Annotated in this window: 11 protein-coding genes; 1 reads left to right on the top strand and 10 read right to left on the bottom strand. The window is 30.1% G+C overall.

The annotated features are described in order from the left end of the window. Window positions 1-10: 10 nt before the first annotated feature. From efp to pheS, 8 genes are read right to left on the bottom strand one after another with little or no spacing between them, the layout of a single operon-like run. Complete coding sequence (efp, locus tag L8W56_RS06255; protein ID WP_263659746.1) at window positions 11-580, bottom strand: elongation factor P; 570 nt, start codon at window positions 578-580, stop codon at window positions 11-13. Window positions 581-640: 60 nt separating this feature from the next. Next, a complete protein-coding gene (serA, locus tag L8W56_RS06260; RefSeq protein ID WP_263659747.1) occupies window positions 641-2221 on the bottom strand; it encodes a phosphoglycerate dehydrogenase in 1581 nt (526 codons plus the stop codon). Beyond that, window positions 2218-2697 carry a hypothetical protein gene (locus tag L8W56_RS06265; protein ID WP_263659748.1) on the bottom strand — a complete coding sequence of 160 codons (480 nt, stop codon included), beginning with the start codon at window positions 2695-2697 and terminating at the stop codon, window positions 2218-2220. Before L8W56_RS06265 ends, serA begins: the two co-directional genes overlap by 4 nt. A gap of 6 nt (window positions 2698-2703) precedes the next feature. Further along, complete coding sequence (locus L8W56_RS06270; protein WP_220566688.1) at window positions 2704-4371, bottom strand: 30S ribosomal protein S1; 1668 nt, start codon at window positions 4369-4371, stop codon at window positions 2704-2706. Window positions 4372-4426: 55 nt separating this feature from the next. Next, window positions 4427-5263, bottom strand: coding sequence for a 4-hydroxy-3-methylbut-2-enyl diphosphate reductase (locus tag L8W56_RS06275; protein WP_263659749.1), 837 nt, complete (start codon window positions 5261-5263; stop codon window positions 4427-4429). After that, window positions 5253-6539 carry a 3-phosphoshikimate 1-carboxyvinyltransferase gene (gene aroA, locus L8W56_RS06280; protein WP_263659750.1) on the bottom strand — a complete coding sequence of 429 codons (1287 nt, stop codon included), beginning with the start codon at window positions 6537-6539 and terminating at the stop codon, window positions 5253-5255. The genes L8W56_RS06275 and aroA overlap by 11 nt, the downstream gene beginning before the upstream one ends. After that, on the bottom strand, window positions 6536-8866 hold the full coding sequence (gene pheT / locus L8W56_RS06285) for a phenylalanine--tRNA ligase subunit beta (RefSeq protein ID WP_263659751.1): 2331 nt from the start codon (window positions 8864-8866) through the stop codon (window positions 6536-6538). The genes aroA and pheT overlap by 4 nt, the downstream gene beginning before the upstream one ends. Continuing rightward, window positions 8863-9855, bottom strand: coding sequence for a phenylalanine--tRNA ligase subunit alpha (gene pheS / locus L8W56_RS06290; protein WP_263659752.1), 993 nt, complete (start codon window positions 9853-9855; stop codon window positions 8863-8865). The genes pheT and pheS overlap by 4 nt, the downstream gene beginning before the upstream one ends. A gap of 84 nt (window positions 9856-9939) precedes the next feature. On the opposite strand from pheS, the gene L8W56_RS06295 reads away from it, so the two are divergent. Beyond that, window positions 9940-10305 carry a histidine triad nucleotide-binding protein gene (locus tag L8W56_RS06295; RefSeq protein WP_220566684.1) on the top strand — a complete coding sequence of 122 codons (366 nt, stop codon included), beginning with the start codon at window positions 9940-9942 and terminating at the stop codon, window positions 10303-10305. 16 nt (window positions 10306-10321) lie between these two features. Here the strand turns inward: L8W56_RS06295 and pckA are convergent, their stop codons facing one another. Continuing rightward, window positions 10322-11896 carry a phosphoenolpyruvate carboxykinase (ATP) gene (gene pckA / locus L8W56_RS06300; protein WP_263659753.1) on the bottom strand — a complete coding sequence of 525 codons (1575 nt, stop codon included), beginning with the start codon at window positions 11894-11896 and terminating at the stop codon, window positions 10322-10324. Window positions 11897-11906: 10 nt separating this feature from the next. Beyond that, the gene (locus L8W56_RS06305) at window positions 11907-13685 is read right to left on the bottom strand and encodes a biotin/lipoyl-containing protein (protein ID WP_263659754.1); all 1779 of its coding nucleotides are present in this window, start codon (window positions 13683-13685) and stop codon (window positions 11907-11909) included. Between the last annotated feature and the right edge of the window lie 43 nt (window positions 13686-13728).

Below are 13728 nucleotides of genomic sequence, written 5' to 3' on the forward strand. Positions count from 1 at the left end.
AAATAAGGGATTATTTATTTGCTCTTTCTATATACTCTCCACGCACAGTATCAACGCGGATTACTTCCCCTTCTAATACATGGAAAGGAATTTGCACTACCGCACCTGTTTCTAAAGTAGCTGGTTTTTTATTTGAGCCTTGAGTATCACCTTTAAAATTTGGTGCTGTTTCAATAATTTTAAGTTCCATTACTTGAGGTACTTCCACACCAATTGCTTTTCCATTGTGAAATAAAACATCTACCAAGGTTCCATCAAGCATCCATTTTTTAGCTTCACCCACATCTTCATCGCTAATTGCAACTTGCTCATAAGTTTGGGTATCCATAAATTGACAATTTTCACCATCATCGTATAGATATTGCATTTGTTTTTCTTCTAAAATTGGAGATTCACATTTATCCCCTGCATGGAAAGTTTTTTCCAAAACCTTACCATCGATAAAAGATTTAATTTTAATACGAACAAAAGCAGGACCTTTTCCTGGTTTTACATGTTGATATTCTACGATTTTAAAAGGAATACCATCAATTTCTATTTTTAAACCTTTTTTTAAATCTCCCATTCCATAAGAAGCCATATATTTTCCTTAATTTTAAAATTAAAAAATAATTGTAACAATTAAGGCTTATAAAAAGCCTTAAATTTCTGCATATTCTGCAAAAATACAAGCATCAATAGCTCTTAATTCCTCAAGCAAAGCTTTTGAAATTTTTGTATCAAGCAAAATTACAGCCAAAGCTTTTCCAAAGCCATTTCTACCAAGTCTAAAATCAGCTATATTGACATTATTTTTGGCTAAAATTCCGCTAACATTAGCAATAACTCCTGGTATGTCATTATTGTTTAAAATTATCATTTTCCCTTTTGGTTTAAAATCTACATCAAAACCATTTAACTCTACTATCCTTTGTTCATTTTCACCAAAAATAGTCCCTGAGATAGAAAGGTTAGAATTATCTGTAATTACTTTTATAGTGATTTTATTACTATAACCACTACTTGGTAGAATACAAGAAGAAAGTTCTACGCCCTTATCTTTAGCTACAAAATGTGCGTTAATATAATTAATATTCTCACCTAAAATTCCTCTTAAAACACTCACTGTTGCAAAAGTTAGTAAAGACTCATTATACTCGCTAATTTGTCCTTCGCTCTCAAGTTTAATAGCCTTAATAGGAGTTTTATCAAGCTGAGCAGCCAAAAAGCCCATTTTGGAAATAAGCTCAATATAAGGTGCTACAAAACTTGGTAAATCTTCAGTTTTAATCGGTAAATTTAAAGCATTAGGATAAGAAATTCCTCTTGCAGCATTTAAAGCTTGCTCGCATGCTTGGATAGCGATATTTTCTTGACTTTCTAAAGTGTTTGCACCAAGATGAGAAGTAACAGAAACATTTTCAAAGTCTAAAAATGGATGATTAGTTGCCGGTTCTTTATTAAACACATCAATACCAAGCCAAGCTATTTTACCACTTTTTAAACCTTCACACAATGCATCTTCATTATAAAGACCACCTCTGGCACAATTTATCAATCTTACCCCATCTTTCATTTTAGAAATTTCTTCAAAAGAAATCATATCTGTTGTTTCTTTTGTTTTTGGCGTATGTATGGTAATAAAATCACTTTGAGTTAAGATTACATCTAAAGAATTCACACACTCTATACCCAAATCAGTCATTTTAGAAGCTACCACATAAGGATCATAAGCTATAACTTTCATACCAAAAGCTTTTGCACGTACAGCCACTCTTGAACCTATATTACCAAAACCTATAACTCCTAAAGTTTTATTCATAAGTTCAACACCATACCACTTTTCTCTTTCCCATTTTCTTTGTATTTTTAAAAAATTATGAGCATTTACAAAAGATCTTGCAGAGCATAATAAATGATTCATAGTAAGCTCAACTGCTGCTATGGTATTAGCCGTTGGTACATTCATTACTATAATGCCTTTTTTAGAGCATTCATCTATATCAACATTATCAACCCCAACGCCTGCTCTAACTAAAGCTTTTAAATTAGAACATGCATTGATAAATTTCAAATCCACATCCGTTGAACTTCTAGTAATAGCAACATCTACATCATTTAATTTTGTTAAAAGTTCATCTTTAGGTAAATGTGCTGCTTCGATAAGCTCAACATCATCAGCTTTTCTTAAAAGTTCTACGCCTTTGTCTAATATCGCATCACATACAATAATTTTTTTCATAACCAAACCTCCTTTAATTTTGCATTTATGTTATAAATTTTTAATTTGTCGATCAGTGTATTTAATACTTTTTCATTATTTGTATCTAAATAAATTGCCACTTCATCTTTACTCTGTGTTAAAGTGTATTTGATAAAAAAAGAATGCAGAGTTTGCTTTAAACAAAACATAGAATAAACATCATTTTTATTTACATCGAGCATATAAAATTTTTGTTTTGGCTTTACTACAGAATCATCCATATTAAAACTCATATAAAATTCATTTGCTGCTGGAGAAAAATCATTGATTTTAATATTTGAAAGTTTATCTTGCCAAGTTTGTGGTAACTCTTTTTTTATTTCATCAAAAGAATATTTAACATTTTGTGAGATAGGTAAATTCCCAATATCTACATATCTCACCATAAAAATAAAAACAATAAATAAAATTAGGCTTAAAAAACCTAAAATACCATAAAGGGTATATTTTTTCATTTTTTATTATAAAAGTTGATCTTTGATAATATCACCTAAAGTTACTTTGTCATTATCATTGATTTCATTTAATGCTTCTCTTTCTTTCATTCTTGCAAGGCTTTTTACGCTTAAACGAATTCTATTTTTCTTTTCATCAATGAAAACAATCAAAGCTTCTATTGTATCACCTACTTTTAAACTTGAAAAATCAATATTTCCCAAATCCTCTTTATGAATAAGCGCATCAACGCCTTCTTCAAGCTCTACAAAAACTCCAAAATCTTTAATATCTCTAATTTTACCAGAAATAACATCATTTACTTGGTGTTTTTGAGCATAAACTTGAACAGGACTTTTTTGTAATTCTTTAGTACTTAAAGAAATTTTTTGATTTTCTTTATCTAGTTTAATGATTTTAACTTCTACAACATCACCAACTTTATACATATCTTTACATTTATCACTTCTATTCCAAGAAGCATCTTCATTATGCAACAAACCTTCTAAATTAGCAATTTTTATAAAGGCACCAAAATTAGTCACGGAAGTAACACTGCCTTTTAGCACATCACCTACTTTATATGATTTTAAAAACTCATCAAAAGGTTTTGCTAATAAATTTTTTAAAGAAACCCTAAGCCTTCTTTCTTTAGCATTAATTTCAATCACTTCCACATCAAGCTCTTGACCTTCGTTAATATAGTCTTTTGGATTTTTAGCATTTTTATCCCAAGAAATTTCACTTATATGTAAAAATCCTTCTATATCATTTCCTAAATCTACAAAAGCACCATATGGTTCTATATTTGAAACCGTAACTTTAATAGTATCGCCAACTTCTAAACCATCTTTAATTTCATCCCAAGGATCAGGCATGGCAAGTTTTATAGATAAAGAAAGATGTTTTTTATCTTTATCATATTTAATCACTTTTACAGGAACTTTATCACCTTCATTATACAACGAACTAGGATTTACTGGTCCTTTATAAGAAATTTCGCTATAATGAACTAAACCATCAACACCACCTACATCAACAAACATACCGTAAGTAGTGATTTTTTTAACAACACCTTCTATAATTTCTTCTTGATTTAATACATTTGAAATAATTTCTTTGCGTTTTTTTCTTTCCTCATCTACTATTTTTTTTCTAGAAACTACTATACTCTGAGCTTCTTTATCTATTTTTATAATTTTAACTTTAAAAGTTTTATTGATAATATTGTTTGAATCTTTAAAACTGCTTTGTGATTTTGGTAGGAAAAACTCCACTCCATTTTCATCCACAGCTACAAAGCCACCTCTATTTTTACCAATGATTTTTACATCAAATATACTTTCATCATCTTTATAATTGTTAATAAATTCTTTAACTTTTTGTTTTCTTAAAGCTTTTTTATGAGAAAGTAAAGATCTGCCACCGCGAGAACCTACTATAGCAACTTCTAATGTATCACCTTCTTTGAAGATAAATTCGCCTTTTTCGTTTTGAATTTCTTCTGCTACTAAAATACCTTCTGATTTTTGTCCTACATTTACAAATACCTCATCGCCTTTAATCGCGACAATTATACCCTGTGTAGTTGCCTCCTCATCAGACTTAAAAGATTCTTCAAGCATTTGCTCAAAATCTTCTTCTATGATAATATCCTCTAGTCTGTTTTGAACTTTTTTGTTCACCTCGCTCATTGTGGTCCTTTGTTTTAAATTTTAATTGTTGATTATAGTATTGTTTTCTTTAAACTTAGTTAATTTTGGCGTATTCTTTGATTTTTTCCAAAACCAAATCAATCACCCAATCAGGTGTAGAAGCACCCGCACTAATGCCACATTTTTCTTTACCGCTAAACCATTCTTTCTGAATTTCTTTTTCATTTTCGATTAAATAACTATCTTCACAATAGTTTTTTGCTATCAAAAAAAGCTGTTTAGTATTGGCTGAGTTCTTCCCTCCAACTATTATCATTACATCACTTTTTTTAGCAAGTTCATTGATTGCTTCTTGATTTTTAAAAGTCGCATCACATATTGTATTAAAAACACGCACTTCCTTAACCCTAAGCATTAAAAAATTTACAATTTCCATAAATTTTTCTATCTTTTTTGTAGTTTGTGATACTACTGCAATTTTAGAAGGCAATTTAATATCAAGCAATTCTTTTTCATCAAGCACTACATAAGCTTTAGTACTTACATAACTTCTAACCCCTTTTACTTCAGGATGATTTTCATCCCCAAAAATAACAACTTCATAACCTTCATTGCTCATTTGTTCACAAATTTTTTGAGGTTTAGTCACAAAAGGACAAGTTGCATCAAAAATTTCTATATCTTTTTGTTTTAATTTTTCTAAATCTTGCTTTGTAATACCATGAGTTCTAATGATGGCTTTTTTTTCTGTGCTTAATTCATTGATATCATTTAATGTTTTAACATTATAATTTTTCCAAAGTCTTGTGATTTCTTCATTATTATGAATTAAAGGGCCTATGGTAGCTGCATCTTTAATCTGCTCAGCCTTTTTAATAGCTCTTTTTACCCCAAAACAAAATCCATAACTTTTTGCTAATTCAATCTCCAATCTTAGCTCCTATTTGCTTTAAAATCTCAATAAAATTTGGAAAAGAAGTTTTGATGCATTCACTATCATCTACTTCCATTCCACATCTTAAACCTAAAATTAAAAAACTCATCGCAATTCTATGATCTCCAAAGCTTTCTATTTTAGCATTTTTAACTTCGCCACCTTCTACTTCAAAGCCATCTTCAAATTCTTTTACTTTTATGCCACATTTTTGCAAATTTAATACAATTGATTTGATTCTATCACTTTCTTTTACGCGCAATTCTTTAGCATTTTTTATAATGCTTTTTCCTTTTGCACAAGCAAAAGCTATAGCCAAAGCTGGAATTTCATCAATCAACCATGCGATATTTTCACTCACATTTACCGCCTTTAAAGGCGCACTTTCAACACAAATTTCTCCAATACTTTCAAAATCTTCATTAGTAATATTATAAGTGATCTTTGCACCCATTTTTTCTAAAATTTTAAAGGCTTCGATGCGTGTTTTATTTAACAAAACATTTTTTAAAACTACTTTTGAATAAGGTAAAATACAAGCAGCTAAGGCAAAATAAAAGGCTGATGATGGATCATTTGGTACACATACTTCAAATGCTTTTAATTTTTCTTTTAAAGGATTGATTTTGATAAAAGTTTTATCCTCATTTAAATACTCAATGCAAGCTCCCATTTTATTAAGCATAATCTCACTATGATCCCTTGAAAGCTCAATTTCTTTAAAATAACTTTCTTTTTTGGCAAATAAAGCTGCTAAAATTAAAGCTGATTTTACTTGAGCTGAAGCAATATTACTACTAAAGTCAAAACCATCTAACTTAGCCCCTTGTATGCAAATAGGCGCTAAATTTGCGTTAGCTCTTCCAAAAATCTTAGCTCCTAAACTCATCAAAGGCCCACTCACTCGCTTCATTGGCCTAGCATTTAAATAACAATCTCCACTAAGAACAAAAAATTCATCTTCAATAGCACTTAAAAAACCTATTAAAAGTCTCATAGCTGTACCTGAATTTCCACAATCTAAAACGCAATTTGGAGATTTTATATATTTTGGAGCTTTAATATAAATTAATCCATCAATTTCTTCAACTTCAGCTCCTAAAGCTTGAATGATTGCTAAAGTATGTAAAGTGTCTTGTGCTTTTAGATAATTTTTAATCTTACAAGTTCCTTGAGTAAGCAAAGAAAAAATAGCAAAGCGATGAGATATAGACTTATCAGAAGCTATATCTTCAAGCTCTACTTTAAAAGAATCAATAGGGCTTATCTTCATCGAAGTTTTAAACCATGCTCATCATCTAAAGCTTTGATAATTTTATCAATATATTCAAGGATAATATTATCTTCTAAGGTTTTTTCAAAATCTCTAAATACCAAATTAATAGTCAAGCTATAAAAATCGCCTAAATTCTCATCTGTATATAAATCTACCACTCTAAAGCTTTCTAATCTTTCGATATTTAATTTAGCAATAGTGTGTTTGATTTTTTCATATTCAAAACCCTTAGGTATAACTATACTTAAATCCCTGCTCATAGATGGAAATTTAGAATATGCTTTAGCGGTTTTAAAGTCTTGTTTTAAGCCTTCCAAATCAAGCTCACAAATATAAGTTTTAACCAAATCCCTTTCATTTTCTATACTTAAATGCACTCTACCTACAAAACCTATACGCTTGCCGTTTTTATATACATTTGCTTGTTCATATGGACTTAAAAATGCATATTCTGATTTTTGTAAACTAAACTCACCTATAATGCTTTTTAATTCTGCTAAAAAGGTATAAAAATCCACTAAAACAGGCTTGGCCTTATTTGTGATTTTAGCTTCTTCTTTATAACCACTAAAGATCATTGCAAATTTAGCATGCTCATTTGAAAACTCATCAAAAACACTACCACACTCAAAAAGTTTAATTTTCTTTTTTGAATTTCTTAGATTAAAGCTTACTGCATTTAAAAGATGATTTATCAAAGTACTTCTTAAAGTATTAAGTTCGTTAGTAATAGGATTAATGAATTTGTTTTTAATACATTTAAATCCTAGCTGACTTAATTCTTCTTCATTATCTAAAACATAATGCACACTTTCAAAATATCCATTGTTGCTTGCTTTTAATCTTAAATTTTTAAGCTCTTGATAATCAAAATATACTTGATTTAAACGATTTTTTTCTCTAAATTCTAAAGCTTTTGATGGGATATTATCAATACCGATAATTCTTACTATTTCTTCACTAATATCAGCTATATTTACTATATCACTACGGTGAAGTGGAATTTTAATATTAAATTGTTCATCATTTACCACACTTATTTCAAAGCCTAGTTTTCTAAGAATTTTGACTAAATTATTTTTATCTATAGGCATACCAATGATTTTATCAACCTCTGCACCAAAAATCCCAATAATATTTGCTTCATTTTCTTTAAAAACTTGTTGGCTTCCTGAAAAAACACTCATTGCACTAATTTTTAAGCACTCATTAAATAAATACTCCATTCCCAAAGAAAGCTTAGGCTCACTGCCTCTTAAAGAACGATATATAGTGTCATTTTTCTTTTTATAAAAGGCTATTGCGTTTGCTATAGTTTGAGGATGAGTATAGCTTGCTTCTATAATGATGATTTTACTCTCATCATTGATTTTAAATTTATCTTCTTGCTCTATACCTGCTAAAGCAATCAACTCATCTTTATAATAAACCCCATATTCTCCATGTTCTTGAGTTTTAATCTCTAAAACAATCTTTTCATCAATTTGACAATCTTGACAAAGCTTATGAAAATCATAAGCACAAAAAATCACTCCACTTGCATGAGTTGCATAAGTTAAAAGATTTTCTATGTTGTTATTTTTATATGCTTCAATCAAAGCAAGACGAATTTGTATCGTGATATTTAACTTAAATTCTTCTTTAATCTCTAGTGCCTTATAAGCAAAAAATCCTTCAACATCACTTTGATTTTTAACACTTAGTATTCTTCCTATACCTACGCTATTTTCACTTTCTTTTAAAGGGTTTAATTCTTTTAAATTTAAATCAAGTGCTGCACTTAAATCTCTAGCAACACCATATAAACTCAAGCAATCCCCGCGATTTGGAGTAAGTTCTATTTCAATTAATTCATCATTAAACAAATCATATTCATTAAGAGCTTTTCCTAAAACTAACTCTCCCATACTTTCATCTAAAACCATAATGCCTTCATTACTTTTTCCAAAACCAAGCTCACTAGAAGAGCAAATCATACCCATAGATTCAACCCCTCTAAGTTTGGCAGGTTTTATCTCAAGTCCGCTAGGAAGCACTGTACCTACTAAAGATACGGCTACAAATTGATCTTTATCAACATTTTTTGCACCACAAACAATTTGTAAGATTTCATTCCCAATATCTACTTTACAAATATTCAATTTATCTGAATTTTCATGTTTAACTTTTTCTAAAACCTTACCTATTACAACTTTTTGAGGAGCTTTAACACTTTTGAAACTATCAACCTCTAATCCTATGGAATTTAAAGTATTTACTATAGTTTGTGTTGATATTTCACTTAAATCAATCCATTCATTTAACCAATTTCTACTAATAATCATCTAAATTGCTCCAATAATCTTAAATCACCTTCAAACATAGAACGCAAATCAGGAATTTTATGTAAAAGCATAGCAAAACGCTCCACACCCAAACCAAAAGCATAACCACTTACATTTTTATAACCAACAAATTTATAAACATTAGGATCAACAACGCCACATCCTAAAACTTCAAGCCATCCTGTTTGCTTACAAACCCTACATCCACAACCTTTACAAAACACACAAGAAATATCTACTTCAGCAGATGGCTCTGTAAAAGGAAAAAAGCTTGGTCTAAAACGCACTTTTACATCGCCAAACATATGTTTTAAAAAATGCTCTAGCATATCTTTTAAATTTGCAAAATTTACCTTATCGCCTTCTTCTACCACAAGTCCTTCTACTTGATGAAACATAGGGGTATGAGTAATATCAAAATCTCTTCTAAAAACTGCACCTGGTGCTATCATTCTAATAGGTGGTTTTTGAGATAGCATAGTTCTAATTTGAACTGGAGAAGTTTGAGATCTAAGCAAGGTTTTATCTTCAAAATAAAAAGTATCTTGCATATCTCTTGCAGGATGATTTTGTGGTAAATTCAATGCTTCAAAATTATGAAAATCATCCTCAATCAAAGGCCCTTTTTCTATACTGAAATTTAAAGCTGTAAAATATTCTATGATTTTATCCATAGTTTGCATGATTGGGTGCAAAGCACCTGCATTTGAAGTTTCATCAAAAAAGCTAAAATCTTGCACATCTTGTTTCATTTTTTCATTTAAAGCTTTTTCTTCTAATTCTTTTAATTTTATTTGATAAGCTTCATTAAATTCATCTCTTGTTTTATTTAAACCATTAGCGAATTCTTTTTTTTCTTCACTTTGCAAATCTTTTAACTTTGCAAATTCTAAAGTCAAAATACCTTTTTTTCCCAAAACACTTACTTTTATATTTTCAAGTTCTGCTAAAGTATTTGCAGAAGCAATTTTTTCTATCATATCTTGCAATTTTAGCTCCAACTAAATTTTTTTTAAACATTCTAATGTAAAATTATTTAAAATTAGCAAAAATAATAAAAAAAGGACTACTAAATGAGAGAAAAAACCGTATTTGAACTAATCGTAGAAGGAAAAATCCCTGCTAATAAAGTTTTAGAAAGTGAAAAATTTTTAGCTTTTCATGATATTAATCCTAAAGCACCTATTCATATTTTAATCATTCCAAAAGAGCATTTTGAAAACTTTCAAGAATTAAGACCTGAATTAATGAGTGAAATGACACAATTTATCCAAGAACTAGCTACTCTTTTAGGACTTGATAAAAGTGGATATAGATTAATCACAAATTGTGGAAAAAATAGCGGACAAGAAGTTTTTCATTTACATTTTCATATGTTAGGTGGATTTGAGCTTCCAAAAAATAAAGAAACCCAAATCAATCCTCAATCTTTATTCTAAAAAGAGCTAACTCTTTTTAGATAGCAGGACCAGCTAGTTTAAATTCTGCTCCTTCTTTTACATCTTCATAGCGTTTGAAATTTTCTATAAACATTTTTGCAAGCTTTAATTTAGTTTCTTCATAAGCTTTTTTATCCTCCCAAGTATTAACAGGGTTTAATAACTTACTTTCTACACCCGCTAATTCTTTTGGAACTGCAAGATTAAATAAATCATAGTTTTCAAACTCACAATTTTGTATGCTACCATCTAAAATCGCATTAATACAAGCTCTAGTAGCTTTAATACTCATTCTTTTGCCTACACCATAAGCTCCACCGCTCCAACCGGTATTTACCAGATAAACATTTACATTATGCTTGCTGATTTTTTCGCCCAAAAGTTTTGCATAAACAGTTGGGTGTAATGGCAAAAACACTTCTCCAAAACAAGCTGAAAAAGTCGCAACAGGTTCGGTAATGCCTCTTTCAGTACCTGCTACTTTAGCAGTATAACCACTTAGAAAATAATACATTGCTTGTTCTTTACTAAGCTTACTAACCGGAGGTAAAACACCAAAAGCATCCGCTGAAAGGAAAATGATATTACTAGGATGACCTGCACTAAGGCTTGGCTCGTGATTTAAAATATGCTCTATCGGATAAGAAACTCTAGTATTTTCAGTTTTAGAACCATCATTGAAATCAACGCTTAAATCATCTTTTAAAACTACATTTTCTAAAAGTGCATTTTGCTTTATAGCTCCATAAATTTCTGGTTCACTTTGAGGATCAAGGTTAATACATTTTGCATAACAACCTCCTTCAAAATTAAACACACCCTCATCATCCCAACCATGCTCATCATCGCCTATTAATTTTCTTTTTGGATCAGTTGAAAGAGTAGTTTTACCTGTACCACTAAGCCCAAAGAAAAGCGCTACATCACCTTTTTCTCCAACATTAGCACTACAATGCATAGAAAGTTTATTTTCTAGTGGAAGCCAATAATTCATCATAGAAAAAATTCCTTTTTTCATCTCTCCACCATACCAAGTTCCACCAATTACTGCTATATTTTTTTCTATGTTAAAAATGACAAAAACCTCTGAATTTAAACCATCTTTTTTATAATCTTCATTAATACATTTGCAAGCATTATACACCACAAAATCAGGTTTAAACTCACTAAGTTCTTCTTCTTTTGGACGAATAAACATATTTTTTACAAAATGTGCTTGCCATGCAATTTGAGTTACAAAACGCACAGCTTTACGACTTTTTAACGAAGCTCCACAATATGCATCTTGGATATAAATATCACTATTACTAAGTTGTTTTTTAGCTTTTGCTAAAAGCTTTTCAAATAATTCCTCACTAATAGGCTGATTAATCTTACCCCAAGCAATGTATTTTTGCGAAGGATCTTGTTTTACAAAATATTTATCTTTAGGACTTCTTCCAGTAAAAATTCCTGTATCTACACTAAAGGTACCATTTTTAGTACATACACCTTCATTATTGTTTTTTTCGTGCTTTAAAAGCTCATCATAACTAAGATTGTGAAAAACTTGTCCGATATTTTCTAAGCCTAAATTTTCTAAACCTTTCATCTTTACCTCCTTATTTATAAGTCATTAAAGCTTGACCTTCACTTACGCTCTCACCAGCATTTACTAAAAGTTCTGCAATTTCTCCATCTTTACTTGCACTAATCTCAATTTCCATTTTCATAGCTTCAAGTACAGCTACAACTTGACCTGCCTTTACACTATCATTTTCTTTAACTAAAATTTTAAATACATTTGCATTCATACTTGCAACAATAGCATTATCATTTACTTGAGTTTTTGCAACTTTTGCATTATCTGCACTTACTTTTACAGCACTTTTAACATTAACATCTCTATCAAAACCTGCACTTACTTCTACATGGTATTTGTTACCATTAACTGAAACGGTAAATTGATTTTCATCGATAAGACTTGATTTTAATTTGCTATTTTTTCTAACATTAACCTTAGCTTCGCCTTTTAAGAAAGCTATGCCTTTTTCTTTACAAGCTGCAACGATAAAAATATTTTCTTCACTTGTTTCTAAATTTTCTTTTTCTAATAAGTTTTTAATATAAGCTATACTTTTGCTCTCATCAGCATCAGCAATATCTGTGGCTAATTTTGTAGTTGGTTCTAGTTTTAATTGCTCACTTGCAAGCTTAATTACTTCCGGATCTGGAGCAACGGGAGTTTTTCCAAAATATCCTAAAACCATTTTTCCATATCCATCTGCAATTTTTTTCCAAGGACCAAACGTTACATTATTAAAAGCTTGCTGGAAATAAAACTGCGATACAGGAGTAACAGAAGTACCATAACCACCTTTTTCTACTACTTCTTGCATAGCTTTTATAACTTGAGGAAATTTATCTAAAATATTATTATCTCTCATCATTTGTGTATTAGCAGTTAGTGCTCCACCCGGCATAGGTGAAAAAGGTATTAAAGGATTCACCGCCGTTGCTTCAGGTGGTAGAAAATAATCTTTTAAACAATCTTTTAACACTTCTTCGTATTTTAAAATTTTTTCTTCATCTAAACCAAGATCAAAATTGCTTCCTTTTAGAGCATGAAGCATTGTTAAAATATCAGGTTGAGAAGTACCGCCACTAACAGGAGCTGCAGCTAAATCTATACCATCAACACCTGCTTCTAAAGCCGCTAAATAGCATGCTATGCTTACCCCTGCGGTTTCATGCGTATGTAATCTTATATGCATATTTTCAGGCAGGTTTTTTCTAGCCATTTTAATAACTTCATAAATTTTATTTGGATTTGAAGTTCCGCTTGCATCTTTAAAACAAATACTATCAAAAGGAATTTGAGCTTGTAGAATTTCTTTTAAAATTCTTTCATAAAATGGCACATCATGCGCACCTTTACATTTTGGAGGTAAATCCATTAAAGTAATGGTAATTTCATGTTTTAAACCATGTTTAACTATACATTCTCCACTAAATTTTAAATTATTTACATCATTTAATGCATCAAAATTTCTTATTGTAGTTGTGCCGTGTTTTGCAAACATTTTTGCATGCAAATTGATAATTTCTTTACTACCTGTATCAAGTGCTACGGTATTAACCCCTCTTGCAAGAGTTTGTAAATTTGCATCTTTTCCAACGATGGCTCTAAATTTGTCCATCATTTCAAAAGCATTTTCGTTTAAATAAAAAAATAAACTTTGGAATCTAGCTCCACCACCAAATTCAAAATGCTTAATATCTGCTTCTTTAGCTGCTTCTAGGGCAGGAAAAAAATCATTCATTAAAACTCTAGCACCATAAACAGATTGAAAACCATCCCTAAATGTGGTATCCATCACATCAATTAACTTTTTAGCCATAATTTTTCCTTATTTTTACATCTTTGCAATTATAACTCTACTT

It is taken from the genome of Campylobacter sp. IFREMER_LSEM_CL1085, from assembly GCF_025772235.1.
Lineage (GTDB): Bacteria > Campylobacterota > Campylobacteria > Campylobacterales > Campylobacteraceae > Campylobacter_D > Campylobacter_D lari_D.

Bases quoted from the DNA above. Each gene is read 5' to 3' on its own strand.
- efp (WP_263659746.1), bottom strand. From the start codon at position 580: ATGGCTTCTTATGGAATGGGAGATTTAAAAAAAGGTTTAAAAATAGAA.
- L8W56_RS06295 (WP_220566684.1), top strand. From the start codon at position 9,940: ATGAGAGAAAAAACCGTATTTGAACTAATCGTAGAAGGAAAAATCCCT.
- L8W56_RS06270 (WP_220566688.1), bottom strand. From the start codon at position 4,371: ATGAGCGAGGTGAACAAAAAAGTTCAAAACAGACTAGAGGATATTATC.
- aroA (WP_263659750.1), bottom strand. From the start codon at position 6,539: ATGAAGATAAGCCCTATTGATTCTTTTAAAGTAGAGCTTGAAGATATA.
- pheT (WP_263659751.1), bottom strand. From the start codon at position 8,866: ATGATTATTAGTAGAAATTGGTTAAATGAATGGATTGATTTAAGTGAA.
- serA (WP_263659747.1), bottom strand. From the start codon at position 2,221: ATGAAAAAAATTATTGTATGTGATGCGATATTAGACAAAGGCGTAGAA.
- L8W56_RS06265 (WP_263659748.1), bottom strand. From the start codon at position 2,697: ATGAAAAAATATACCCTTTATGGTATTTTAGGTTTTTTAAGCCTAATT.
- pckA (WP_263659753.1), bottom strand. From the start codon at position 11,896: ATGAAAGGTTTAGAAAATTTAGGCTTAGAAAATATCGGACAAGTTTTT.
- L8W56_RS06305 (WP_263659754.1), bottom strand. From the start codon at position 13,685: ATGGCTAAAAAGTTAATTGATGTGATGGATACCACATTTAGGGATGGT.